Source organism: Nocardioides agariphilus, assembly GCF_015352445.1.
Taxonomy (GTDB): domain Bacteria; phylum Actinomycetota; class Actinomycetes; order Propionibacteriales; family Nocardioidaceae; genus Nocardioides; species Nocardioides agariphilus.
In genome coordinates this window covers 20,028-44,056 of record NZ_JADKPO010000037.1, presented here as the reverse complement: position 1 = coordinate 44,056, position 24,029 = coordinate 20,028, and the positions used below count along the sequence as shown (strand labels likewise).

Sequence of the window (24,029 nt, the reverse complement as noted above, 5' to 3'; positions counted from 1 at the left end):
GGCTGGAACGACCGCTCGCACCCGTTCGTATGGACCAAGACTGCCGACGAGATCCTCAAGAAGGCCAACCGGATGAAGACTTCAAATGCGCGGCACTAGGTCCCCTCCGTTGGTTGAGGAGGTTGCGCAGCAACCGTCTCGAAACCCCTGGTAGCGGCCTGCCTGCCCCTCACCGGGTTCCGTCGCGCCTTGCGCGACCTCGTTCTTCAGTTGCGGGCTTGCTCAACCTTCCCTCGCGACGCGGTTAGCTCGTTCCTCGCTAGCCGCTGCTCACTCCCCAGCAGATCCCGTAGTGCTGGCCGGTCTGCCACTGCGTCTGCGTGGGCCACTCGTAGCCCCACTCGTAGTTGAGCGGGTCGTCTGCCTGCGCGGAGGCGGCGTCCTGGCAGGTCTGCTGGCCGGCCGCGCGTACCTTCGCCACACCCGGATAGGCCCGGCCGGCGATGTCGACGGTGCTCAGCGCGACCCAGGCGTGCTTGGTCGAGCAGATCACCCGACGGAAGCCGGGGGTTCCGGGCTCGGCGGTGCCGCACATGGCGTAGCGCTCGGCGGCCTTCGGTCGGTCCAGTACACCGCGCAGCCGGCCGACGAGGGGCGCGAGCCTCTCGTCCGCCGCGATGGCGACGGCGTCGCAGCGGTACCAGTTGGCGCCGGCGTCCGACTCGCGCAGGCTCGGGGTGAACCAGACGGTGCGCAGCATGCTGAGGCGGCGCGCCTGGACCGAGCCCCCGACGAACCTCGCGAAGGCGCGGGGACACTCAGCCGCGATCTGAGCCTGCACGCGGTCGGAGTCGACCGAGACCAGGTGGCCGTCGACGACGGTGTCGAGGTCGCCCACGGAGAAGGTGATCGCGTTGTGGGCGCTGTCGCACGGCACGGACTTCCCGCGCGCAACGGGTGCGACGGCGGCGGCGTAGCCGTAGGAGTAGCAGGCCAGGTTGCGTGGCGCGGGCGCCGCCGCGGCGGTCGTCGGCGTCGGCACGGGCTCGGCGGCGCTCGTAGTGGTCGACGGCGCGGCGCTGGGCAGCGGTGAGTCGCCGTCGCCCGAGCATCCGACCAGCCACAGCGTCGCCGCCAGGGCAACCGCGGCTGACGTCGTACGTCGGCGCATCGGCGGGGTCCTCATTGGCTGGTCTTCGCCCAGCACACCGACCGGCGGTTGCCCGCGTCCCACTCCGCCTGGTGGAACCAGGTGTAGCCGAAGTCGTAGTCGACGGGGTAGCCCAGCCAGGCACCGACGGACTGAGAGCAGTAGTCCTTGGTCGTCGCCTCGGACGCCTTGTCGCCGGGGTAGGGGTCGGCGGCCTCGCCGAGCTTGATCGTCGACACGGCACGCCAGTCGTGGGCTTGGGTGCACGGCAGCTTGATCGAGTCGTCGACCGTGTCACCCAGCGCACACACGAGCCACTCGTCCTCGGGTCGCTGCAGCAGACCCCTGACGTTGGGCGGCAGCTCGATGAGTCCGTCGGTCTGCGCACTGCCGCCGACGACGTCGCAGCGGTACCACCGGGCGCCCTCGTCCCAGGCATCCTTCGACGGCCGGAACCACGCCCACGTCAGCACCGACCGCATCGCCAGGCTCTCGTCCGCACCGAGGAGCTTGACGAACTCCGACGAGCACGTCCGGAACGCGAACGCCCCGATCTCCGCGGCGTCGTAGTCGAGATCGTCGAGGGTCCGCGGGAAAGGCCCGACCGCGTAGGTCATGGCCGTGTGCGGCTGCGTGCACTCCACGACCCGGGTGGCGTTGCTCGACTGCACGAGGTCGTCGGTCGTCAGGTCACGGCAGGCGCCCAGGTCGGGCGCCTCGACCGCGTCGACCTGCCCTGGGTCGACGGTGTCGGGCAGGTCCTCACCGCACGCCGCCAGCGCAAGGGCCGTCACCAGCCCCGCGAGCGCGGTGGTGGTTCTGCGCAGGCGGGGTGTCACGACGGGCGATCCTACTGACCGCAGCTGAGGCCAGCCGCCGCTCAGGTCCCGCTCAGCAATGCCGCGAGGGTGGCGCCCAGCTCGTAGGCCGCCTCGAGCTGATGGTCCTCCGGCGTGCCGAGCACCTCCAACACGGGCGCGGCTTGTCGCCATCCGAGGGCACCCACGATCCCCTGTACGGACCGGACTGCTCCGGTCGTGTCGTAGCGGCCGTGTACGAACAGGCCGTAGGGCTTCTTGCCCGCACCGCTGGCCGGCGTACCTGCGGAGCCGTCATCGGCCAGGGCACCGCCGGCCTCGAGGAAGATCGTGTCGAAGAAGTGCTTGAGAGCGCCGCTCATGTAGCCGAAGTTGGCGGTGGTGCCGAGCAGGTACCCGTCTGCGCCGAGCACGTCGTCGGCGTGCGCCTCCAGTGCCGGAAGGACCACGACCTCCACACCGTCGATGGCCACGTCACGGGTGCCGCCGACGACGGCGTCGGTCAGCCGCTGCACCGTCGCGGTCGGCGAGTGGTGCACGACGAGGAGCCGGGACCTGGAGGTCATCGCCTGAGGCTAGTGCGGAGCCGTGCTGGGCGACTGGGGCTACCTCTGAGGGTTGCGAGGATTTCGGGGCCACCCCGTTGTCGTGGGTAGCCTCGAACGGATGCACGCAAGACGCCTGACCTCAGCGCCGGTCGTCCTCTGCGTCATCGGCACCCTCGGCGTCCTCGCCCTGGCCGCCTGCTCGGGCAACGACACCTCGGCCAGCACGGCGACCCCGGCGAGCGGGATCACCTCGGCGGCGACGAGCGCGGCGACCGAGAGCAGTACGCCGACTGACGAGGCGCTGCCGTCCGTACCTGCCGACCTGCCGACCCGTGCACCCGACGGCACGATCTACCCGGCGCAGGCGTGGGCCAGCGGCAATCCCCGCGCACTCGGCTTCGACCCGCAGCGGATGGAGGCCATCGCGAGGGCTGCGCGGCCGTCGCAGACGACCTGCCTGCTCGTCGCCCGCAAGGGTCAGGTGGTCGGCGAGTGGAACCGCGGCGGCGTCGACGCCGACACTCCGCGAGAGGTGTTCTCCGTCACCAAGTCGATCACCAGCACGCTGGTCGGCATGGCCGAGGCCGACGGTGACCTCGCGATCGCCGACCGGGCGAGCAGCTACATCCACGAGTGGCGCGGCACCCGCTCCAGCACCGTCACGGTGCGCGACCTGCTCAGCAACGTCAGCGGCCGGTTCTGGGAGCTCGGCAGCGACTACGCCGACCTGCCGCAGGCCGAGGACCGCACGCAGTACGCCGTCGATCTGCGGCAGCAGTACCCGCCCGGCAAGGTCTGGGCCTACAACAACGCCGCGATCCAGACGCTCGACCGTGTCATCTCGACCGCGACGGGCGAGCCCACGCGCGACTTCGCCGCCGAGCGGCTGTTCGGCCCGATCGGCATGGCTCACACGCAGATGACGGCCGACCCGGCGGGCAACACCAACACGTTCTTCGGCGCCCAGACGACCTGCCGCGACCTCGCCCGGTTCGGCTACCTCTTCCTCAACCAGGGTCGGTGGGGCGACGAGCAGGTCGTGCCGCGTTCGTGGGTGCGGGCGGCGGTCGGCCAGCCGTCGCAGTCGCACAACGCGGCCTACGGTTTGCTGTGGTGGCTCAACCGGCGCGGTCCGATCATCGGCCCGCTGGCCACAGACGGCCCCGGTCAGCCCACACCGCCCGCCGGCCGGGCCATGCCCGGCCTGTCGGCGAGTGCGTTCGCAGCGCAGGGACTCGGCGGTCAGACCGTCCTCGTCGACCCCGAGTCCGAGACCGTCGTGGTGCGACTCGGGCAGTTCCAGGCCTCGCCCGAGGCGACCTACAACGGCCAGGACGCGGCCAGGTTCATCACCGAGGCCCTCGTCGACCCCTAGACCGCCAGCAGCTCGAGGTACCCGAGCCCGAGGATGCCGCGGTACCCACCGAAGTACGCCGCGCGCTGACCCTCCGCGATGGCGCGCACCTCTGCGGCCTCCGGGTCGTCGGGCTCGTGCGCGGCCAGCCACCGCGCGTACGCCGCGGCGTAGCCACCCTCGAACACGTCCCACTCGTCGATCGAGGCCTCGTGCACCCCGATCGGTGCGAAGCCCGCCTCGACCGCGAGCGCGGCCACCTCACCGAGGCTGAGGAACTCGTCGTCGCGACCGGCCAGCGGAGCAACCGCCTCCGGGGTCGGCGGCCGCGACCAGATGCCGTCGCCGTACAGGAGCCGCCCGCCGCGGTTGACCAGGCCCCGCAGAGCCGTCAGTGCGGCGGAGTACGGCAGCGGCTGGGCGTCCTCGACAGGCGCGCCCCAGACCTGCGAGGCGCCGATGCAGATCAGGGCGTCCCAGCCCCCGGCCAGGTCGCGCGCGTCGTCGACGCGCAGGTCCACCCGGTCGGTGAGGCCCGCGGCATCGGCCAGCTCGCGTCCGTGCGCGATCGCGACCTCGTCGAGGTCCACCCCCTCACCGATCGCCTCGGGCACTGCCGTCAGCACCCGCAGCAACAAGGCCGCCCAGCCGCAGCCGATGTCGAGCACGGTGCCGGGCCGACCGTCGGCCACGAACCGCACCAGTCGCGCCGCTCGCTCCTCCGAGAGCGGTGCCATGAACGTGAGGTCGAGATGGGGCGGTGCGAAGGACGGGCTCACCGTCCCATCCTCGGTCAGGGCAGCCTCAGTGTCGCCAGCTTGGTCACCCGGGCCGTGTTGCCGATCGTGTCCTTGACCGTGGCGACCACCTTGAGCTTGCGTGCATCGGGGACGCGTCTGACCAGGGCGATCCGCGCCTGGCCAAGGCTCAGTCTCACCGTCTTCGTGGTGCCGGCCGGCACCCGGTAGGTGGCGCTGGCCAGCTTGACGACGACCCTCTTGCCACCGAACAGCACCTTGCCCCGGGTCTTGAGGGTCAACCTTCCCGAGCACGGGCCGCTCTGCTCGGTCGCAGGACAGCTGAGCTTCACCCTGGCCCTGGCGTCGCGACCCAACGAGACGACCTGCCCTCGAATGACGATCTTGACGACCCTGTCGAAGACCAGGCGGTGCACCGGGGTCAGGGCCGCGAAGTAGACGTTGCGGCCATCGGCGGAGATGGCCGCCTTGCCGTCGCCGCCGAAGGTGCCCGGTAGGTCGGTGCAACCCGTCTGCTGCGTGGCCGAGAAGCAGCCCAGGGCTCCCGCGAGCCGGCTGAGTGTCCCTGCAGCCTCGTCGAAGGCGTAGACGCCCACCCCGGCCACGCCGTTCGACCCGACGATCGCCCGGGTGCCGTCCGGTGTGACCTCGACGCCCATGCCGTCCGAGGCGCTCACCTGCTGGCAGTCACTGGAAACGTCCGGTGAGATGCAGTCGGTCTTGGTGAGCTTGCCGGTGACGGCGTCTCGGGCGAAGACCGTGGTGCCGACACTTCCCGACACGAACACGTGTTTGCCCGACGGCGACAGCGTCGCCGCCCATGCGTTGGTGATCGCCTGGCCAGAGCTGTCGCCGACCGAACTGCACTCTCCGGCCGACGTGCTGCTGCCGTCCGAGCTGATGCAGCCGCCGTTCGTGCCGGCGTACCTGGTCAAGGTGCCGTCGCCTGCTCGGTTGAAGACACTGACGCCGCCCGGGTCCTGAAAGGTGAGGTACAGGTACTGGCCGTCGGCCGGCAGCGACATCTCGAAGCCGTTGCCTGTCAGTCCGAACGAGTCGGTGCAGCCTGCCACGGCCAGCTCCGAGAGGCAGCCGGACGCGCCCGGCTTCAGGGTGAGCGCGCCGGTGGTCGGGTTGCGGTCGTAGACGAGCAGGCCACCCGCCTGCCGGACGTAGACGTTCTTGCTGTCGGGACTGACGACCACGGCGTAGACCGCCGCGGCACGTGGGAACGCACCGCTGCACCCCGCGCCCGGTCCGTAGCACGCACTGGGGGTGAGGTTGCCTGTGGAGGGATCTCGCGTCCACGAGACCAGGTTGCTGAACCCGGAGACGTAGACGGACTTCCCGTCGGCCGAGACCGCCAGGTCCAGCACGTCGAAGTCGGTGAAGCCGGCGGTCGCGGTGCAGCCGTTCGCTCCGTCGGTGTTGAAGCAGCTACCCCCTCCGGACCGGGGGACCATGGGGCCAGATGCGGCGAGGTCGTAGATGCGCAGCGAGGGCTCACGGCCCAGCACGTAGAGCTGCTTCCCGTCGGGAGACAGCTCGACGTCCACCGCGAACAGGCCAGGTCCTGCCGTGGTGCACCCAGTGATCGGTGTGCCGGCGATGCACCCGGCGTACGACGGGTCGCCTACGGCCGCTGTCGCCGGCGCGGCCGTGAGCGGCGACAGGCAGACGGCCAACAGGGTGAGCGCCGCTGCGCAACGGGCTCGTCGGAGGACGCTCATGGGCTGCTCCTGCTCGACCGGCCGAGCCCGGCAACGTGGGTGTGCAGGCACGCTAAGCCGCGCCTCTCGGGCTGGCAACAGGCCGACGCGGTGTCCCGCGTACTGGCAAGCGGTCGCGGGCGACGTACGACGCGGGCTATGGTGACCCGGTCATGAGCGCGCGCCTCCTCCTTCCGTGCCGCAGCGAGGTCTGAACCGTCGGACCCCTCGCTGCGGAGGTTTCTGACCGCGCCGGCGTCCCACTGGGCCAACTGATCGGCTCACCGATCCACTCGAGGACGACTGAACCATGACTCTGCAGAACTCAGGATTCACCAACACCCAGCGCTCCAGCGGGATGCCGATCCATCGCTACCGAGCGTTCCCGCCGATCGACATCCCTGACCGCACCTGGCCCACCCGGCAGATCACGCAGGCCCCGCGTTGGCTCTCGACCGACCTGCGCGACGGCAACCAGGCGCTGATCGACCCGATGAGCCCGGCCCGCAAGATGAAGATGTTCGACCTGCTGGTCTCGATGGGCTACAAGGAGATCGAGGTCGGCTTCCCGAGTGCGAGCGAGACCGACTTCAACTTCGTGCGCCAGCTGATCGAGGGCGACAAGGTCCCCGAGGACGTCACCATCTCGGTGCTGACCCAGGCCCGGGAAGACCTCATCGAGCGCACGGTGCACTCGCTGGTCGGTATCCACCACGCCAACATCCATCTCTACAACGCCTTGGCCCCGCTGTTCCGCCGGGTCGTCTTCCACGCCAGCAACGACGAGATCAAGGACATCGCGGTCCGCGGCACCGAGCTCGTCATGAAGCACAGCGAGAACGTCCTCGACAAGACGATCATCGGCTACGAGTACAGCCCCGAGATCTTCACCGGCACCGAGCTGCCGTTCTCCGTCGAGGTCTGCGAGGCGGTCAGTGACGTGTGGCAGCCCGACGACGGTCGCGAGATCATCCTCAACCTGCCGGCGACCATCGAGATGGCGACGCCCAACGTGTACGCCGACCAGATCGAGTGGTTCTCCCGCCAGCTCACGCGGCGCGAGTTCACCACCATCAGCCTGCATCCCCACAACGACCGAGGCACCGCCGTCGCCGCCACCGAGCTGGCCATGATGGCCGGCGCCGACCGGGTCGAGGGCTGCCTGTTCGGCCATGGCGAGCGCACCGGCAACGTCTGCCTGGTCACTCTCGGCATGAACCTCTTCAGCCAGGGCATCGACCCGCAGATCGACTTCAGCGACATCGACGAGATCCGGCGCACCGTCGAGTACTGCACCCAGCTGCCGGTCCACCCGCGCCATCCCTACGCCGGTGACCTCGTCTACACGGCGTTCTCCGGCTCCCACCAGGACGCCATCAAGAAGGGCCTGGAGGACCTCGACCGGATCGCCGCCGAGCAGGGCCGTCCGGTCTCCGAGATCCCGTGGGAGGCGCCCTACCTGCCGATCGACCCCAAGGACGTCGGCCGCTCCTACGAGGCGGTCATCCGCGTCAACAGCCAGTCGGGCAAGGGCGGCGTGGCCTACATCCTCAAGGCCGAGCACAAGCTCGACCTGCCGCGCCGCGCGCAGATCGAGTTCAGTCGCGTCATCCAGCAGCACACCGACGCCGAGGGCGGCGAGATGACGCCCGAGCAGATCTGGACGGCGTTCCGCTCCGAGTACCTCGACCGCGAGACCCCGCTGCGCCTCAACTCCGTGCACACCTCGGCTGCCGCGGGTGAGAAGGACCAGCTCTCGGTGAACGTCTACGTCGACGGCGAGCCGACCACGTTGGCCGGCGAGGGCAACGGTCCGATCGCGGCGTTCGTGGCGGCCCTGAACTCCCTGCCGCAGGACTTCGACGTCCGCGTGCTCGACTACGCCGAGCACGCCTTGTCGGCTGGCGGCGACGCCATCGCCGCGGCCTACGTCGAGTGCCTCGTCCGCGACCAGGTGCTGTGGGGCGTCGGGCTCGACGCCAACATCGTGACGGCCTCGCTCAAGGCCGTCATCTCGGCGGTCAACCGGGCAAGCTGATCGCTGGTTGAGGAGGTTGCGCTAGCAACCGTCTCGAAACCACCGTGAGCGAGATGGTCACCGTCGTTTCGAGACAGGCGCCAGCGCGCCTTCCTCAACCAACGGGCTTGGGGTTGATCAGCATCAGCTCGATCCGCTGGTCCGAGCCCGGCCGCAGCGGTTCGAGCTCGCCAGTGCCGACGAAGCCGTACGACTCGTAGAACGCCCGGGCGCCGGGGTTGGCCAGGTTGACGTGGAGGCCGACGACCCGGCCCTCGCGCACGGCCTCCCCGACGAGCGCGTCGAGCAGGGCGCGCGCGTGGCCGCGGCCGCGATGAGCCGGGTCGGTCCACATGCCCCAGACCTGGAGCACGCCCTCGTTGCTGAAGGCGCCGGCCATCGCGACCCCTCGCCCGTCGGCCTCCACGATCCAGACCGGGCGGACCAGACGTCGTCGCCACTCCTTCTCGCCGAACGTCTGCTCGCGTTCGAGGGTCGAGCCGAACGCGTCGGGGGAGTCGGCCAGGGCACGCAGGCGTACGTCGCTCAGCACGGTCCAGTCGTCCGACGTCAGGCGGCGCAGGGTCGACTCACCCATCGGCGGACACCTCGAGGATGCAGGCCGTGCCCACGTCGACGAAGCCGATCTGACGGTAGATGCTGGCCGCGTCGTCGGAGCCGGCCGAGAGCAAGATGGTGCCGATGCCACGGGCCCGGACCGCACGGATGAGAGCGCGCGTGATCGCGGACCCCAGTCCCCGGCGCCGGGCGAACGGCGGCACGCCGATCCCCATCAGCTCCGCCGCGTCCCCCCGCGGCGCGGCGCTGCCGCCACCTGCCACCCGCCCCTCCTCGTCGTAGGCCGCCACCATCACCAGATGTCCCTGCTCGATGAGCTCCGGGTAGTTCCTCAGGGGGCGCTCGACGACGTCGTCGCTGCCCTCGAAGCCCGCGTGCACGGCGCCGATGACCCAGCCCAGGTCGGTGTCGTCCGGCGCCACCACCTTGACCCTGGGGTCCGGTTTGCCCCCAGGATCCTCCGTTCGGGTGTCACTCGGCAGCACGAGCAGGGGACACTCGGCCAGCTCCACGGCAACCCCTGCGGAGGCAGCCGTGCCGAGGGCCCGGCGTACGGCCGGGAGCAGGGAGGGAGTCGTCTCGTCGACCCACTCGAGGTTGCGCGGACGTCCGAGCTCCAACTGCTTGGCGAGCAGCGTGTGGATGTCGGACTCGTTGATGTCCTCGGAGAGCCCGAGCCTCGGCCGGGCGTAGAACTGCCAGTCGGTGGTGGGGTGCGGGAGGAACAAGGTGAACGGGCCGACCTCGACGGCGTCGGCCATCGGGCGAGGCACGGAGTCGTAGTAGCGCTCGATGGCGGCGAGGTCCGGCAACGTCATAGGCGTCACAGTTCCACCAATCGATCGCGGCGAGCGACTAGATTCCGCCAACGTGTTGGTCTCCGAGCGTATTGGTCAGTTCTTCGTCGACGGGGACCGCCTGGAGTACACCGAGTACGGCGCCGGTGACCGCTGGGTCGTGCTGCTGCACGGTCAGCTGATGCCCCGGCGGATGCAGCAGCCGCTGGCCCGTGCGCTGGCGGCCGAGGGCCTCCACGTGGTCACCCTCGACCTACTCGGCCATGGGCGCTCCGACCGTCCGGCCGACCCCCTCGTCTACTCGATGTCGTCGTTCGCCGACCAGGTCGAGGCACTGCTCGACCACCTGGGCGCGGAGAAGGCAGTCATCGGCGGGCTCTCACTGGGGGCCAACGTGTCGCTGGAGTTCGCGGCCACGTGGCCGCATCGCGTGCAGGGCCTGATCATCGAGATGCCGGTGCTCAACAACGCGCTGCACGCGGCGATCGTGGCCTTCGTGCCGCTGATGTTCGCCGCTCGGTACCTGCCGTGGACGGTCTCGTCGGTGCGCACGCTGACCCGGCCCATCCCGCGAGGCCTGGTGCCGTTCTGGGCCGGCATCGTCCTCGACACCCTCGACCAGCGGCCGGCCTCCGTGGCCGCCGTGATCCACGGCATCATCTTCGGTCGCGTCGCACCCCAGTCCAAGCAGCGCAAGGCGATCACGGCCCGAGCCCTGATCGTCGGCCACCCGACCGACCCGATCCATCCGTTCGCCGATGCCGCGATGCTGGCCGAGGAGATGCCCAACGCCGAGTTCGTGGAGGCGCGCAGCATCCTCGAGTGGCGGTCTCGGCCCGAACGTCTCAACGATCTCGCGGCGCGCTTCGCGCTGTCCTGCTGGGGTGTCTCGATGGCTGAGGAGGTCGCGCAGCGACCGTCTCGAAACCATCGCTCACCATGAAGCGACGCTGATTTCGAGACGGGCCGTCAGACGGCCCTCCTCAATCAGCGGATCCCACGGGTCTTCGAGGCAGGATGTACCCATGCCCCTGTACAGGGATGAGGCCGTCGTGCTGCGCACCCACAAGTTGGGCGAGGCCGACCGCATCGTCACCCTGCTGACCCGCCACCACGGGCGGGTGCGCGCGGTGGTCAAAGGGGTACGCAAGACCACGTCGCGCTGGGGCTCGCGGCTCGAGCCGTTCACCCATGTCGACCTGCAGCTGGCAGTGGGCCGCAACCTCGACATCGTCACCCAGGCCGAGACGATCGAGCCGTTCGCATCCGGGCTCGGCAAGGACTACGAGCGCTACACGGCCGGCACGGTGATGCTCGAGACCGCCGACCGCCTGGTCACCGAGGAAGGCCAGCCGGCCGTGCAGCAGTTCCTGCTCCTGGTCGGGGGGCTCCGGGCGATGACTGCGACCGCCCCCGACGTGCGCAGGGGCGCGAACCAGGTCCTCGACTCCTACCTCCTGCGCTCCTTGGCGGTGGCCGGCTACGCGCCGTCGTTCTCCCACTGCGCCCGCTGCGGCGACGAGGGTCCGCACAAGGCGTTCAGCCCGTCGGCGGGCGGCGCGCTGTGTGCCGACTGCCGGGTGCCGGGCTCGGCCTCGCCGTCGGCCGGCACGCTCGACGTGCTGGGTGCGCTGCTGGCCGGAGAGTGGGACGTCATCGCCGCCGCCGAGTCCCGGTCCCTGCGAGAGGCGTCGGGGCTGGTGTCTGCCTACCTGCACTGGCACCTCGAGCGCGATCTGCGGTCGCTGGAGTATGTCGAACGGTGAGCCCCCGACGTACGTTCCGCCAGCCGACACCTCATCCCTCGGGCGCCCGCCCCCCGGCGATCCCGCGCGAGCTCGTTCCTCGGCACGTGGCCATCGTGATGGACGGCAACGGGCGCTGGGCCAAGCAGCGCGGCCTGCCGCGCACGCGGGGTCACGAGATGGGCGAGCACTCGCTGTTCGACGTGGTCGAGGGCGCGATCGAGATCGGCGTGAAGGCCATCTCGGCCTACGCCTTCTCGACCGAGAACTGGACGCGCTCGCCCGACGAGGTGAAGTTCTTGATGGGCTTCAACCGCGACGTCATCCGCCGTCGCCGCGACGAGATGAACGAGCTCGGCGTCTGTGTGCGCTGGGCCGGGCGGGCGCCGAGGCTGTGGAAGTCCGTGATCCGCGAGTTGCAGGTCGCCGAGGAGCTGACCCGCGGCAACGACGTGCTCACGCTGACCATGTGCGTCAACTACGGGGGCCGCGCCGAGCTGGCCGACACCGCGCGCTCGATCGCGCGCGAGGTCGCCGTGGGTCGCCTCGACCCCGACAAGGTCGACGAGAAGGTCTTCGCCCGGCACCTCTACGTCCCCGAGGTCGGCGACGCCGACATGATCTGGCGTACCTCCGGTGAGCAGCGCCTGTCCAACTTCATGCTCTGGCAGGCGGCCTACGCAGAGCTCGTCTTCACCGATGTCCTCTGGCCCGACTGCGACCGGATCGAGCTGTGGAAGGCCATCGAGCTCTATGCGCAGCGCGACCGGAGGTACGGCAAGGCCTAGCCCGAGTCGGCGCAGATCGCCCCCAGAAGTACCGCGAGTCGGCGCAGATCGCCCCCAGGAGTACCGCGAGTCGGCGCTGATCGCCCCCGGAAGTACCGCGAGTCGGCTCACATCGCCCTTCACGTGTTCGCTGCCGGGCCCGCCAGCCGTCGACACGAGGGGCTTCGGGCGGTGGTTTCCACAGACTCGAGGTTGCGGTCCACGAGGCTGCGCCTGGCCAGCATCACTGGCTTCCATGCATCGACCACCTCTCCTGGACCACACGTTCCCATTGGGGCTCGCCGAGCCGTTCACGCGACGAATGGCCCATCAGGCGGGTCTGTCGGACAAGAACCTGCGAACTCTCGTCGCCAACCAACAGCTCCGGCACCCGATCCAGAACGTGTACATCGCGGCCCAAGCTCCCGATGACATCCCTACGCGGATCGCGATGCTGCGGCTCGTGGTGCCCGAGGGCTGCTTCATCGTGGACCGAACCGCTGCGTGGCTGCACGGGACCGAGATGGCGCTCGCTCCCAACGACCACCTGACGCCGCCCAAGGTCTCGATCTTCAGGCATGCCGACCACGGGCGGCTGCGCAACGAACTCTCGCGCAGCGGCGAACGAACGGTGCTCGCGCGTGACCTCACGGAGATCGGGGGCTTGTGCGTCACCACGCCGCTGCGTACGGCGCTCGACCTGGGCAGGTTCTTGAGTCGTGACCAGGCCATCGCGTGCCTGGATGCGCTGCTCAGGTTGGGCTTCTTCTCGGCAGAGGAGCTGCTCGCTGAGGTTCCGCGCTTCGCCAAGCAGCGCGGCGTACGTCAGCTACGTGCGCTCGCACCTCTCGCCGACGGCAGGTCCCAGTCCCAGGGCGAGTCCGTTCTCAGGCTGCGTTGGCTTGATGCCGGCCTCCCGCGGCCGCAGCTCCAGATCGAGATCCGCGAGGCGGGACGGGTCGTCTACTACCTGGACATCGGTCTCGAGGAACTCCTCCTCGCCGTTGAGTACGACGGGGCGCGGTTCCATTCCACTGCGGCTGACCAGCGCTACGACCTCGCCAGGCGCGATTGGCTGGCGCACGAGCGTGGTTGGGTGGTCCGTGCGTTCCGAGGCGGCGACATCTACGGACGGCACGACGCTGAGGCAGCCCTCCAAGCGGCCTTCCGGCAGGCCCGAGCGAGCCTCGGCGAACGCACCTACATCGCTCTTGGTCAGCTCGCCGAGGTCGGCACGCGGGGGCGATCTGCGCCGACTCGCCGATGAGCGGGGCGCGATCTGCGCCGACTCGCGGGTGGGGAGGGGGCTATCTGCGCCGGCTCGGGGTGCAGGCGGCGCAGGTCCCGAAGATCTCGAGGGTGTGGGAGACGGCGGTGAAGCCGTGCTCGGCAGCCATGGCGCTGGTCCAGCGCTCGACGGTGGGACCCTCGACCTCGACGGTCGCGCCGCAGGAGCGGCAGACCAGGTGGTGGTGATGGGTCTGCGAGCAGCGTCGGTAGATCGCCTCGCCGTCCTCGCGTCGCAAGACGTCGACGTCGCCCTGGTCGGCGTACAGCTGCAGGGTCCGGTAGACGGTGGCCAGCCCGACGGGCGACCCCGACGACGCGAGGATCTCGTGCACCTCCTGGGCCGAGCGGAAGTCGTCGACCGAGCCCAGCGCGTCGAGCACGGCCAGCCGCTGCTTGGTCGGGCGGGGCGATGGGTCAGTGCTCGTCATAGTGCTCTCCGTGCGGTGCGTGCCGGTGTCCCTCGTGCACGTAGTCGACGTGGTCGCCGTGCTCGACGGCGAGGTGTCCGCAGTCCTCTCCGTGGACGTGGTCATGTCCCTCGCCGTGGCCCGCGACCTCGTGGGCGGCGGGCTCGCCGGGTGCGAATGGCGCCCGCAGCCGCTGCCGGGACCGCAGCCAGGCACCCAGTGGCCAGGCGGCCACGAACCCGCCGAGCGACAGCAGCACGATCGTGGGGCCGGGTGCGACGTTGGCCGAGAAGGACGCGTACGCCGCGAGCAGCAGGCCGCCGACCGACGCCCCGATGCCCAGCGCCATGGCGGCTACCAGGGTCGCGCGGAAGGACCGCGACACCTGCTGGGCGGTCGCGACCGGCACCACCATCAACGCCGAGACGAGCAGCAGCCCGACCGTGCGCATGGCGACCGTGACCGAGACCGCCGCGAGTACGGCGACCGCCAGGTTGTAGGCCTGCACCCGCAGTCCGGCGACCTGGGCGTACTCCGGGTCGTGGGCCACCGCGAACAGCTGCGGCGAGAGTCCCAGGCACACCGCGAGCACCACGGCCGCGAGCGCCACGGTCACCCACACGTCGCCGGGGGAGATGGTGGTGATCGAGCCGAACAGGTAGGTCTGCAGCAGCGAGGTGCTCTGCCCACCCAGGCCGGTGATGAGCACGCCGCCGGCCAGGCCGCCGTAGAACATCAGGGCCAGGGCGACGTCGCCGTTGGTGTGGCCCTTGGCGCGCACCACCTCGATGGCGACCGCACCGAGTGTTGCCACCACTACGGCGGTCCAGGTCGGGGACGTGTGGGTGATCAGGCCGAGGGCTACGCCGGTGACGGCCACGTGGCCGATGCCGTCGCCCATCAGGGACAGGCGGCGCTGGACCAGATAGGTGCCGACGGCAGGCGCGGCGAGTCCCGTGAAGACGGCGGCGAGCAGCGCGCGCTGCATGAAGTCGAGGGAGAGCAGCTCCCAGAACGAGATGTTCATGTGCGGTCCACGGGGGAGTCGAGGTGCGGGGCGTGGTCGTGGCGCGCGGACGGCGCCGACTCGTTGGCGTGATGGTGGTGGCTGTGCGACTCGCCGAAGGACGGGTCGTGTACCTCGTGGTCGGCGAGCGGGCTGCCGTCGTGGACGACCCGGCCGTCTCGGAGCACGACCGCCCTGTCGACGAGGGGTGCGAGAGGACCCAGCTCGTGGGCCACGAGGACCACCGTCGCACCACCGGCCTTGAGTCGACCGAGTGCTTCGGCCAGCGCCTGCTGGCTCGGGAGGTCGACGCCAGCCGTCGGCTCGTCGAGCACGTAGAGCTCGGGCTCCCCGGCGAGGGCCCGGGCGATCAGTACGCGCTGCTGCTGGCCGCCCGACAGCGACGTGACCCCGTCGTGTCGCCGGTCGGCCAGGCCGACCACCTCGAGCGCGTGGTCGATGGCCGCCCTGTCGGCCTTGGACAAGGGGCGAAGCAGCCGCCGCCGGGTCAGCCGTCCGGACGCGACCACCTCCCAGACCGAGGTGGGTACGCCCGAGGAAGCGCCCGGTCGCTGGGGGACGAACCCGATCCGCGACCACTCGTCGTAGGAGGCCAGCGGCGTTCCGAACAACCGGAGCTCCCCGGAGGTCAGGGGGAGCAGCCCGGTGATCGTGCGCACCAGGGTGGTCTTGCCCGAGCCGTTCGCGCCCATCAGGGCGACGAACTCTCCGGCCGTCACGGTCAGGTCGATGCCGCGGAGGATGGGCCGGCCGCCGATGGCGACAGTGCCGCCAGACAGCTGGACCGGACTCACGGGTGGGTGCATCCGTTGGCCTCCTCGAGGGCGGTGAGATTGGCGCGCATCAGCGTGAGGTAGTCCTCGTCGCTGTCGTCGCCGGTGAGTCCCTCGACGGGATCGAGGACGGCGGTGCGCACGCCGAGGTCGCGCGCGAGGGAGTCGGTGAGCTCGGGACTGGCCAGCCTCTCGGCGAACACCGTCGTGATGCCCTCGTCGCGGATCAGCGCCTGAAGTCTGGCGATCCCGGCCGGCGTCGGCTCCGCGTCGGGGGTCAGACCCGTGACGGGCGCGACCTCGATGCCGTACTTGGCCCAGTAGCCGAAGGCGTCGTGGCTGGAGACGATGACGTGCCGCGGACAGTCGGCCAGTCCCGTGGCGAAGGCGCTGTCCAGCGACTCCAGGTCAGCGCGCAGCGCGGCGGCGTTGGCGGCGTACGACGTCGCGTGCGGCGGGTCCAGCGCCGACAGGTCCGCGGCCACGGCGTCGCCGACGTCGGCCAGCAGCGCCGGGTCGAGCCAGAAGTGCGGGTCGATCGGGCCGTGGTCGTGGTCCCCGGAGTCGTGCTCGACAGTGTGGTCACCGGTGTGCATCAGGTGGACGACCTGGGTGACGTCGAGGACCTTCCCCTCGGCGTTCTGCGAGACGGCCTCGTCGATGGCCGGCTGGAGGCCGTGCTCGACCACGACCAGATCGGCCCTGGCCAGCGCGACCGTGCGCGCGAAGGTCGGCTCGATGTCGTGGGGCTCGACCCCGGGGTCGGTCAGGCCGACCACGTCGACGTCGGCGCCGCCGACGCGTTGGGCCACCCAGGCCAGCGGGTAGAACCCGGCGGTCACCTGGACGCGGCCGTCGCCGTCGCCGGCCTTCGCGGCGCACCCGGTCAGGGGCACCACGAGCAGGAGTACGGCCAACCAGCGCATGAGAACCATTCTCAACTCAGTTGAGAATGGTTGTCAAACGTGCGGGCTACTCCTCGAGGCTGACCAGGAGCTTGCTGAGCAGTGCGGCGAGCTGTCGTCGCTCGTCGGCCTCGAGTGGGGCGAGCAGACGCTCCTCGTTGGCGAGGTGCTGGGGGTGCAAGCGCTCCTGCAGTCGCTTGCCCGCCGGGGTGAGGGCGACCACGCGTCCTCGGCCGTCGGTCTCGCTGACGGTGCGCTCGACGAGCCCTTGGCCGATGAGCCTGTCGACCCGCTTCGTCACGGCCCCCGAGGTGACCATGGTGGCGCCGGCAAGCTCGGTCGGAGTCAGCCGGTACGGCGCTCCCGAGCGTCGCAGTGCGGAGAGCACGTCGAAGTCGCCGTTGCCCAGATCGGCTTGGGCGAAGACCGTCCGGAGCTCCTCGTCGAGCAGCTCGGCCACGCGATGCAGGCGGCCGACCACCAGCATCGGACCGACGTCGAGATCGGGACGCTCGCGGGCCCACTGCTCGGCGAACCTGTCCACGGCGTCCTGGGCGCTCATGCGGTTGATCTTATCTTCCATGGAAGGTATATTACTTTCCGTGGAAGATACTTCCTTGCGGACGCTCGCGATCACCGCCGTGGCACCCATCGCGTGGGGCACGACCTACATCGTCACCGAGACCTTCCTGCCACCGGACCGGCCGCTGTTCTCGGCAGCCGCGCGGGCGCTGCCAGCGGGACTGGTGCTGCTCGCCGTAAGCCGCCAGCTGCCGCGCGGTGACTGGTGGTGGAAGGCAGCGCTCCTCGGCCTGTGCAACATCGGGCTGTTCTTCCCGCTGCTGTTCCTCGCGGCCTACCAGCTGCCAGGTGGGTTGGCCTCGACCGTGCAGGCCCTCTCCCCGTTGGCCGTCATGGCGATCGCGCTGCCCCTCATCGGTGAGCGACCGGGGTCTCGGCGCGTGCTGTCCGGGCTCGTGGGCGTCGCTGGCGTCGGGCTGCTGGTCCTGCGCGCCGGGTCGCAGATCTCCACGATCGGTCTGGTGGCGTCGCTCTGCTCGGTGCTGGTGTCGGCGCTCGGCTTCGTGCTGGTCAAGCGTTGGCCGGCCCCCACCGACATGCTCACCTCGGTCTCGTGGCAGCTGGTGGCAGGGGGCGTCGTGCTCGTGCCGGTCGCGCTGCTGGTGGAAGGCCCGCCCCCGTCGCTGTCGCTGGCCAACGTCGGCGGCCTGCTGTGGCTGACCACCATCGGCACGGCGGTGGCCTACTACTGCTGGTTCCGCGGACTGGCCCGGATGCCTGCTGGTGCGGTCGCTCTCGTGGGGCTCGTCAACCCGGTCGTCGGCACCCTGCTCGGGGTGGTCTTTGCCGGTGAGTTGTTCGGCTGGGCGCAGGCCTTGGGGATGGTGCTGGTGCTCGGCGGCGTGGTCGCGGGCCAGGGTCTCCGGGCCCGTCGTAGGCACGCGTCTGGCCACCAACGCCAGCCGGAGGTCGCGCAGACTTGGCGATCGGGACCAAGCGCCAAGGCGGGCCGCCCGCAGGAGTGCGTCGCCTAGCGGCAAGATGAGCGCGTGAGTGACGACTCCACCTCTCGGCCGACTCGCTGGCCCGCACGCGTCTACGGCGTCGGGTCGGAACCCGACTTCCGGTTCAGCCTCGCCAACGAGCGGACCTTCTTGGCGTGGGTACGTACCTCGCTGGCACTGCTGGCCGGTGGTGTCGCGCTCGACGCCGTCGACCTGGACGGGCCACGCGGCGTGCAGACAGCGGTAGCGGTGACCTTGGTGGTCCTGGGACTGCTCGGTGCGACGGCGGCCTGGCTGCGATGGGCCGCGACCGAGCGTGCGATGCGGTTGCGGCAACCGCTGCCTTCGACCGTCGTGCTCGCGTGGATCGCGCTGGCGATGATGGCAGTCGCTGTCGGCCTGGTGGTGCTGCTGCTGTGACCCCGCGATGAGCCCGCGATGAGCCCCCGATGAGCCCCCGATGAGCACGGGGATGAGCGACGACGCGCACGACCAGTACGAGCGCACCTTGCTGTCGTGGCGGCGTACGGCCCTGTCGCTGCTCGCGACCGGCCTCCTGGTCGCCCACCTGGCGGCCCGCGGCGTCGGCACCCTTCCGCTGCTCGTCACGCTGGTCGGCACGGCCGCGGTGGTCGCGTTCGTGTGGCTGAGCCGCCAGAGCCAGCTCGCCGTGACGGGACTGGTCCTGGTCCTCGGGATCCTGTTGCTCGGCCTGGTCGCGCTCCTGGGCGTGACCGCGGGCTGAGCCGACGTTCAGGCGTCGGCGGCCAGCCGGAAGCCGAGGTTGCCCGCGCTCGAGTCGGGGGAGTGCTGCTGGCGGGCCGAGACGCGATAGCGGCGGCAGTACGACGCGTGGCACAGGTAGGAACCCCCGCGGCTGACCCCGCCCTGGGGGTCGTCGGGGTGGGTCGCCGACCACGGGCCGGAGCACCACTCCCACACGTTGCCCGTGGTGTTGTGCAGCCCGAGGCCGTTGGGCGCGAAGGCGTCCACGGGACACGTGCCCCGCCAGCCGTCGGCCGCGGTGTTCTCGGTGGGGAAGGTGCCCTGCCAGACGTTCATGCGGTGCTCGCCGCCCGGTTCCAGGTCGGCACCCCACGGGAACGGGACGTCGACCAGCCCACCGCGGGCGGCCTGCTCCCACTCGTCCTCGGTGGGCAGCCGACCGCCCCGCCAGGCGGCGTAGGCCTCGGCGTCGTGGCGCGACACGTGCACCACGGGGTGGTCCTCCCGGCCGTCGGTCGAGGAGTGCGGACCCTCGGGGTGCGCCCAGTCGGCCCCGACCACCTCTCGCCACCACGGCGCGGCCGCGACGCCGCGCGTGGGTGGGAAGTCGTCGGGCAGGAGGCCCGCGAAGACGAAGGAGGACCCGTAGGTCTCGGCGTCGGAGCGGTAGGCGGTTGCGGCCACGAACTCGGCGTACTCGGCGTTGGAGACCGCGCAGCGCGCGATCCGGTACGCCGGCAGCTCGACCTCGCGCACCGGCCACTCCTCGGGGAAGTCAGGGTCAGTGCTGCCTACCCGGACCCGACCGCCCTGGATGGGGACCAGCCCTGTCGCCGTGGTCTCCAGGCTCGGCCGTGGCCGGCCTCGCACGTCGACCCCCGAGGAGTCGGGCTCGCGCGACGGGGAGCAGCAGTGGCTCATTGGTGCGTCAGGTGAGCCCGGATGCGTCCGGCCCGCTCCTCGTCGGAGGTCGACTCGCCGACGGGTCCCAGGTCGAAGCGGACCCGGTGGATGAGCCCCTCGAACCGGTTGCGGACGGGCAGGTAGTCGTCGACCACGGGTGTCCCGCGGTCGACGCCGACGTTGAAGGTCTCGTCGAAGGAGAAGTAGTAGGCGGTCGTCACCGGCACCCGACCCGCGCCGACAGCCACGCCGTCGACCTCGAGGCCGACCTGCGCACCGCTGCCGGGTGGCCCGCCGTCGTAGTCGAATCGCACCACGACCTCGTGACGTCCCGGGGTCATCGGCTGCTCGCCCCGGACGACCGTCAGGTCGCGACCCACGTAGTTGTAGGCGTAGTGCGGCACGCCGTCGACAGCGTAGAGGGACCAACCACCGAAACGACCGCCTTGCGCGACCACCACGCCACTGGTGCCGGCGACCAGCTCGAGGTCGGCCGTGATCACGTGGGAGCGGTTCTTGACGTTGGGGGCCGCCTCCTCGCTCAGCCGGCCGATGCGCGGACCGAAGCTCAGGGTGGAGCGGCCGCCGTGGAGGTCGAGGCGACCGGCCACCTCGGGGTTCTCGCGCTCGGTCACCCGGTCGTCCAGCGGCAGCACGTGGTACTTCTCCGCCTCGCGCTGGAAGAGCTCCTTCATCTCGCGGAGGCGGTCGGGGTGCTCGGCGGCGATGTCGTGCGCCTGGCTCCAGTCCTCGCTGTGGTCGTAGAGCTCCCAGACGTCCTCGTCGAAGGGACGCTTGGGGGTGTCGACCATCTCCCACGGGATGCCGTGGCGCGTCACCGCGGTCCAGCCCTCGTGGTAGACGCCGCGGTTGCCGATCATCTCGAAGTACTGCGTGGTGTGCCGTTCAGGAGCGTCGGCAGCGTCGAAGGAGTAGCGCAGGCTGGTGCCCTCGATCGGCTGCTGCTCGACGCCGCCGAACGACTCCGGTGCGTCCAGGCCGGTCGCCTCGAGGATCGTCGGCAGCACGTCGATGACGTGGTGCCACTGGTGCCGGATCTCGCCGCGCGCGGCGATGCCGTTGCCCCAGCGCACGATCATGCCGTCGCGCGTGCCGCCGAGGTGCGCGACCTGCTTGGTCCAGGGGTAGGGCGTGTTCATGGCGAGCGCCCAGCCCGCCGGGTAGATGGCGTACGTCGTGGCGTCACCGAGGGTGTCGAGCCGTGCGGCCATGTCGGCCGTGTCGTCCTGGATGCCGTGACCGACCAGGTGCTCCCTGAACGTGCCGCGCGGGCCGCCCTCGCCCGATGCCCCGTTGTCGCCCAGCAGGTAGAAGACCAGCGTGTCGTCCAGGACGCCCATCTCCTCGAGCGCGTCGACCAGTCGCCCGACCTGCACGTCGGCGTGCTCGGCGAAGCCGGCGTAGGTCTCCATGAACCTCGCGGCTACGCGCCGCTCGGTCTCGTCGAGCTCCTCCCAGTGCGGGACGCCCTCGGCCCAGGGCGCGAGCGCGGCCGACTCCGGGACGATGCCCAGCTCCTTTTGCCGCGCCAGGGTCTGCTCGCGCTGGGCGTCCCAGCCGGCGTCGAAGCGCCCGGCGTACTTGTCGCGCCACTCGGGAGCGACGTGGAACGGCGCGTGGGTGGCGCCGAGGGCGACGTAGGCGAAGAACGGCCGATCGGGCGTGATGGTGTGCTGGTTCTCCACCCATGCGATGGCGTTGTCGATGAGGTCCTCGGAGAGGTGGTAGCCGTCCTCGGGCAGCCGGTCCGGCTCGACGGGGTAGCGGCCCTGGTAGAGCTGGGGGTACCAGTGGTTCATCTCGGCACCCATGAAGCCGTAGAAGAAGTCGAAGCCCTCGCCCATCGGCCAGCGGGGGAACGGACCGGACGGGCTGACCTCGACCGGCGGCGTCTGGTGCCACTTCCCGACGGCCGCGGTGCAGTAGCCGTTGCCGCTGAGGATCTGCGCGATCGTCGCGGCGCTCGCCGGGCGGTAGCCGTGGTAGCCGGGCTCTGGCGTCGACATCTCGCTGGTGACGCCCATCCCGACCGTGTGGTGGTTGCGGCCGGTCATCAGGGCCTGGCGAGTCGGCGAGCACAGGGGAGTGACGTGGAAGCGGCTGTAGCGCAGGCCCTCGTCGGCCAGCCGTTGGGCCGTCGGCATCTCGCAGGGCCCGCCGTAGGCCGAGGACGCGCCGAACCCCATGTCGTCGATGAGCACGACCACGACGTTGGGGGAGCCCGGTTCGGTCTCCACCGGTCGGATCGGACGGGCGGTGGTGTCGACGTCGAGGGGCAACCGGGAGCGGTCGGGCGTGGCAGGCACGGGCGCCACTGTAGGACCCACGGGCGGATCGGCGGTTGAGGTGCGAGGAGCGCCAGCGACGAGCCTCGAAACCACCCCGGCGGCGCCCTTGGTTTCGAGGCTCGCACGCTCGCACCTCAACCTGCGGACCGGAGCGGCCTACGCTTCGCTGGTGATCGTGGTGAACCGGTTCCGGGTGCCTCATACGCAACAACAGCAGTTCCGCGATGACCTCCAGGCAGCGCGCGCGACGCTCGCGGCACGGCCCGGACACCTCCACAGCCGCATCGGCCGCAACGCCGACGACCCGGAGCTGTGGGTGCTGACGACCGAGTGGGAGAGCGTCGGTGCCTACCGGAGGTCCCTGTCCGCCTACGACGTGAAGCTGACCGCAGTGCCGGTCTTGAGCCGGGCGATCGACGAGCCGAGTGCCTACGAGGTCGTCGAGCCCGGGACCGACCTCAACATCTCCCGAATGCGTTCGACGGACCCGCGCTCGTTAGGCTGAGCCCTTCGACCCGACCGGCAGCCAGCCGGCCAGCCAGATAGCCAGACCAGGAGCTCCACCGTGGCCACCCCCAGCAAGTCCGCAAGCGTCCTCGACACGATCGTCTCCCTGTGCAAGCGGCGGGGGTTCGTCTACCCGTCCGGCGAGATCTACGGCGGCACGCGCAGCGCCTGGGACTACGGCCCGCTGGGTGTCGAGCTCAAGGAGAACGTCAAGAAGCAGTGGTGGCTCTCCACGGTCACCACGCGCGACGACGTCGTCGGGCTCGACTCGAGCGTGATCCTGCCGACCAAGACGTGGGAGGCCAGCGGCCACCTCAAGACGTTCAGCGACCCACTGGTCGAGTGCCAGTCGTGCCACAAGCGCTTCCGGCAGGACCACTTGCAGGAGGACTACGCCGGCAAGAAGGACATCGCCGACCCGGACACGGTGGACATCAACGAGTTCGTCCCCTGCCCCAACTGCGGCAACCGCGGCACCTGGACCGAGCCCCGCCAGTTCAACATGATGCTCAAGACCTACCTCGGTGTCATCGAGGACGAGTCCGGCCTGCACTACCTGCGTCCCGAGACTGCTCAGGGCATCTTCGTGAACTTCGCCAACGTCGTCACGAGCAGCCGCAAGAAGCCGCCCTTCGGCATCGCCCAGATGGGCAAGAGCTTCCGCAACGAGATCACGCCCGGCAACTTCATCTTCCGCACCCGCGAGTTCGAGCAGATGGAGATGGAGTTCTTCGTCAAGCCGGGTGAGGACGAGGAGTGGCACCAGTACTGGATCGACGAGCGCACCCGCTGGTTCACCGACCTCGGCATCAACCCCGACAACCTGCGCCACTTCGAGCACCCGTTGGAGAAGCTCAGCCACTACGCCAAGCGCACCGTCGACATCGAGTACAACTTCGGCTTCTCCGAGCGTGGCTTCGAGGAGCTCGAGGGCATCGCCAACCGCACCGACTTCGACCTGACCCAGCACAGCCAGTACTCCGGTCAGGACCTGTCCTACCTCGACCAGGCGACCAACGAGCGCTACGTCCCCTACGTCATCGAGCCCGCGCTGGGTCCCAACCGGGCGATGATGGCCTTCCTGATGGACGCCTACACCGAGGACGAGGCCCCCAACACCAAGGGCGGCGTCGACAAGCGCGTCGTGCTCAAGCTCGACCCGCGCCTCGCGCCGGTCAAGGTTGCGGTGCTGCCGCTCTCGCGCAACGCCGACCTCAGCCCGAAGGCCAAGGACCTCGCGGCCGCGCTGCGCCGGCTCGGCTGGAACATCGACTTCGACGACTCCGGCGCCATCGGTCGCCGATACCGCCGCCAGGACGAGGTCGGCACGCCCTACTGCGTGACCGTCGACTTCGACACCCTGGAGGACCAGGCCGTCACCATCCGCGAGCGCGACACCATGAAGCAGGAGCGGATCTCGATCGACCAGGTCACCTCCTACTTCGCCGAGCGACTCGTCGGCTGCTGAGCCGGT

25 protein-coding genes are annotated in these 24,029 nt (G+C 70.3%); 11 read left to right on the top strand and 14 right to left on the bottom strand.

What is annotated here, in order from left to right:
• Window positions 1-259: 259 nt before the first annotated feature.
• From ISU10_RS19975 to ISU10_RS19965, 3 genes are read right to left on the bottom strand one after another with little or no spacing between them, the layout of a single operon-like run.
• On the bottom strand, window positions 260-1,126 hold the full coding sequence (locus ISU10_RS19975) for a septum formation family protein (RefSeq protein WP_228501430.1): 867 nt from the start codon (window positions 1,124-1,126) through the stop codon (window positions 260-262).
• Window positions 1,123-1,929, bottom strand: a complete 807-nt coding sequence (locus ISU10_RS19970) for a septum formation family protein (RefSeq protein WP_370865746.1) — start codon at window positions 1,927-1,929, stop codon at window positions 1,123-1,125. The genes ISU10_RS19975 and ISU10_RS19970 overlap by 4 nt, the downstream gene beginning before the upstream one ends.
• Window positions 1,930-1,970: 41 nt before the next feature.
• Window positions 1,971-2,474, bottom strand: a complete 504-nt coding sequence (locus tag ISU10_RS19965) for a flavodoxin family protein (protein ID WP_194698198.1) — start codon at window positions 2,472-2,474, stop codon at window positions 1,971-1,973.
• 100 nt (window positions 2,475-2,574) lie between these two features.
• Here ISU10_RS19965 and ISU10_RS19960 point away from each other — a divergent pair, with 100 nt between their 5' ends.
• Window positions 2,575-3,831, top strand: a complete 1,257-nt coding sequence (locus ISU10_RS19960; RefSeq protein ID WP_228501428.1) for a serine hydrolase domain-containing protein — start codon at window positions 2,575-2,577, stop codon at window positions 3,829-3,831.
• Here the strand turns inward: ISU10_RS19960 and ISU10_RS19955 are convergent.
• Window positions 3,828-4,589 (bottom strand): SAM-dependent methyltransferase, encoded by a 762-nt coding sequence (locus ISU10_RS19955; RefSeq protein WP_194698197.1) that lies wholly within the window; start codon window positions 4,587-4,589, stop codon window positions 3,828-3,830. The genes ISU10_RS19960 and ISU10_RS19955 overlap by 4 nt on opposite strands.
• 14 nt (window positions 4,590-4,603) lie before the next feature.
• Window positions 4,604-6,298, bottom strand: a complete 1,695-nt coding sequence (locus tag ISU10_RS19950; RefSeq protein ID WP_194698196.1) for a lactonase family protein — start codon at window positions 6,296-6,298, stop codon at window positions 4,604-4,606.
• A 289-nt stretch (window positions 6,299-6,587) separates the two neighbouring features.
• Here ISU10_RS19950 and leuA point away from each other — a divergent pair, with 289 nt between their 5' ends.
• Window positions 6,588-8,315 carry a 2-isopropylmalate synthase gene (leuA, locus tag ISU10_RS19945; RefSeq protein ID WP_228501426.1) on the top strand — a complete coding sequence of 576 codons (1,728 nt, stop codon included), beginning with the start codon at window positions 6,588-6,590 and terminating at the stop codon, window positions 8,313-8,315.
• Window positions 8,316-8,409: 94 nt separating this feature from the next.
• Here the strand turns inward: leuA and ISU10_RS19940 are convergent, their stop codons facing one another.
• Both ISU10_RS19940 and ISU10_RS19935 read right to left on the bottom strand, forming a co-directional pair.
• Window positions 8,410-8,892, bottom strand: a complete 483-nt coding sequence (locus ISU10_RS19940) for a GNAT family N-acetyltransferase (RefSeq protein WP_194698195.1) — start codon at window positions 8,890-8,892, stop codon at window positions 8,410-8,412.
• Complete coding sequence (locus tag ISU10_RS19935) at window positions 8,885-9,691, bottom strand: GNAT family N-acetyltransferase (protein WP_194698194.1); 807 nt, start codon at window positions 9,689-9,691, stop codon at window positions 8,885-8,887. Before ISU10_RS19935 ends, ISU10_RS19940 begins: the two co-directional genes overlap by 8 nt.
• Window positions 9,692-9,743: 52 nt before the next feature.
• On the opposite strand from ISU10_RS19935, the gene ISU10_RS19930 reads away from it, so the two are divergent.
• The 4 genes from ISU10_RS19930 (at window position 9,744) to ISU10_RS19915 (ending at window position 13,449) form a co-directional block, all read left to right on the top strand.
• On the top strand, window positions 9,744-10,613 hold the full coding sequence (locus ISU10_RS19930; RefSeq protein ID WP_370865745.1) for an alpha/beta fold hydrolase: 870 nt from the start codon (window positions 9,744-9,746) through the stop codon (window positions 10,611-10,613).
• 82 nt (window positions 10,614-10,695) lie between these two features.
• Window positions 10,696-11,436: a DNA repair protein RecO gene (gene recO / locus ISU10_RS19925; RefSeq protein WP_194698192.1), complete on the top strand. Its 741-nt coding sequence runs from the start codon at window positions 10,696-10,698 to the stop codon at window positions 11,434-11,436.
• The gene (locus tag ISU10_RS19920) at window positions 11,433-12,203 is read left to right on the top strand and encodes an isoprenyl transferase (RefSeq protein WP_194698191.1); all 771 of its coding nucleotides are present in this window, start codon (window positions 11,433-11,435) and stop codon (window positions 12,201-12,203) included. Before recO ends, ISU10_RS19920 begins: the two co-directional genes overlap by 4 nt.
• A gap of 301 nt (window positions 12,204-12,504) precedes the next feature.
• On the top strand, window positions 12,505-13,449 hold the full coding sequence (locus ISU10_RS19915) for a type IV toxin-antitoxin system AbiEi family antitoxin (protein WP_194698190.1): 945 nt from the start codon (window positions 12,505-12,507) through the stop codon (window positions 13,447-13,449).
• 40 nt (window positions 13,450-13,489) lie between these two features.
• Here the strand turns inward: ISU10_RS19915 and ISU10_RS19910 are convergent, their stop codons facing one another.
• The 5 genes from ISU10_RS19910 to ISU10_RS19890 are packed head-to-tail and all read right to left on the bottom strand — an operon-like array spanning window position 13,490 to window position 17,146.
• A complete protein-coding gene (locus tag ISU10_RS19910) occupies window positions 13,490-13,900 on the bottom strand; it encodes a Fur family transcriptional regulator (protein ID WP_194698189.1) in 411 nt (136 codons plus the stop codon).
• Window positions 13,887-14,906 carry a metal ABC transporter permease gene (locus tag ISU10_RS19905; protein ID WP_228501423.1) on the bottom strand — a complete coding sequence of 340 codons (1,020 nt, stop codon included), beginning with the start codon at window positions 14,904-14,906 and terminating at the stop codon, window positions 13,887-13,889. Before ISU10_RS19905 ends, ISU10_RS19910 begins: the two co-directional genes overlap by 14 nt.
• Complete coding sequence (locus ISU10_RS19900) at window positions 14,903-15,700, bottom strand: metal ABC transporter ATP-binding protein (protein WP_370865744.1); 798 nt, start codon at window positions 15,698-15,700, stop codon at window positions 14,903-14,905. The genes ISU10_RS19905 and ISU10_RS19900 overlap by 4 nt, the downstream gene beginning before the upstream one ends.
• Window positions 15,697-16,605, bottom strand: a complete 909-nt coding sequence (locus ISU10_RS19895; RefSeq protein ID WP_194698187.1) for a metal ABC transporter substrate-binding protein — start codon at window positions 16,603-16,605, stop codon at window positions 15,697-15,699. The genes ISU10_RS19900 and ISU10_RS19895 overlap by 4 nt, the downstream gene beginning before the upstream one ends.
• 46 nt (window positions 16,606-16,651) lie before the next feature.
• Window positions 16,652-17,146: a MarR family winged helix-turn-helix transcriptional regulator gene (locus ISU10_RS19890; protein WP_194698186.1), complete on the bottom strand. Its 495-nt coding sequence runs from the start codon at window positions 17,144-17,146 to the stop codon at window positions 16,652-16,654.
• Window positions 17,147-17,186: 40 nt separating this feature from the next.
• Here ISU10_RS19890 and ISU10_RS19885 point away from each other — a divergent pair, with 40 nt between their 5' ends.
• The 3 genes from ISU10_RS19885 to ISU10_RS19875 are packed head-to-tail and all read left to right on the top strand — an operon-like array spanning window position 17,187 to window position 18,855.
• Entirely contained in the window at window positions 17,187-18,140 is a 954-nt protein-coding gene (locus tag ISU10_RS19885) for a DMT family transporter (RefSeq protein WP_370865743.1), read from the top strand.
• A gap of 15 nt (window positions 18,141-18,155) precedes the next feature.
• On the top strand, window positions 18,156-18,530 hold the full coding sequence (locus ISU10_RS19880) for a YidH family protein (protein WP_194698184.1): 375 nt from the start codon (window positions 18,156-18,158) through the stop codon (window positions 18,528-18,530).
• 40 nt (window positions 18,531-18,570) lie between these two features.
• On the top strand, window positions 18,571-18,855 hold the full coding sequence (locus ISU10_RS19875; RefSeq protein ID WP_194698183.1) for a DUF202 domain-containing protein: 285 nt from the start codon (window positions 18,571-18,573) through the stop codon (window positions 18,853-18,855).
• Window positions 18,856-18,863: 8 nt separating this feature from the next.
• On the opposite strand, the gene ISU10_RS19870 is transcribed toward ISU10_RS19875, so the two are convergent.
• Both ISU10_RS19870 and ISU10_RS19865 read right to left on the bottom strand, forming a co-directional pair.
• Window positions 18,864-19,706, bottom strand: a complete 843-nt coding sequence (locus ISU10_RS19870; RefSeq protein WP_370865742.1) for a formylglycine-generating enzyme family protein — start codon at window positions 19,704-19,706, stop codon at window positions 18,864-18,866.
• Between the two features lie 47 nt (window positions 19,707-19,753).
• Window positions 19,754-22,066 (bottom strand): arylsulfatase, encoded by a 2,313-nt coding sequence (locus ISU10_RS19865; RefSeq protein ID WP_370865741.1) that lies wholly within the window; start codon window positions 22,064-22,066, stop codon window positions 19,754-19,756.
• Between the two features lie 151 nt (window positions 22,067-22,217).
• Between ISU10_RS19865 and ISU10_RS24250 the strand changes: the two genes are divergently transcribed.
• Both ISU10_RS24250 and ISU10_RS19855 read left to right on the top strand, forming a co-directional pair.
• Window positions 22,218-22,553 (top strand): antibiotic biosynthesis monooxygenase family protein, encoded by a 336-nt coding sequence (locus tag ISU10_RS24250; protein ID WP_194698181.1) that lies wholly within the window; start codon window positions 22,218-22,220, stop codon window positions 22,551-22,553.
• 60 nt (window positions 22,554-22,613) lie between these two features.
• Window positions 22,614-24,023, top strand: coding sequence for a glycine--tRNA ligase (locus ISU10_RS19855; RefSeq protein ID WP_194698180.1), 1,410 nt, complete (start codon window positions 22,614-22,616; stop codon window positions 24,021-24,023).
• The last annotated feature ends 6 nt before the right edge of the window (window positions 24,024-24,029 follow it).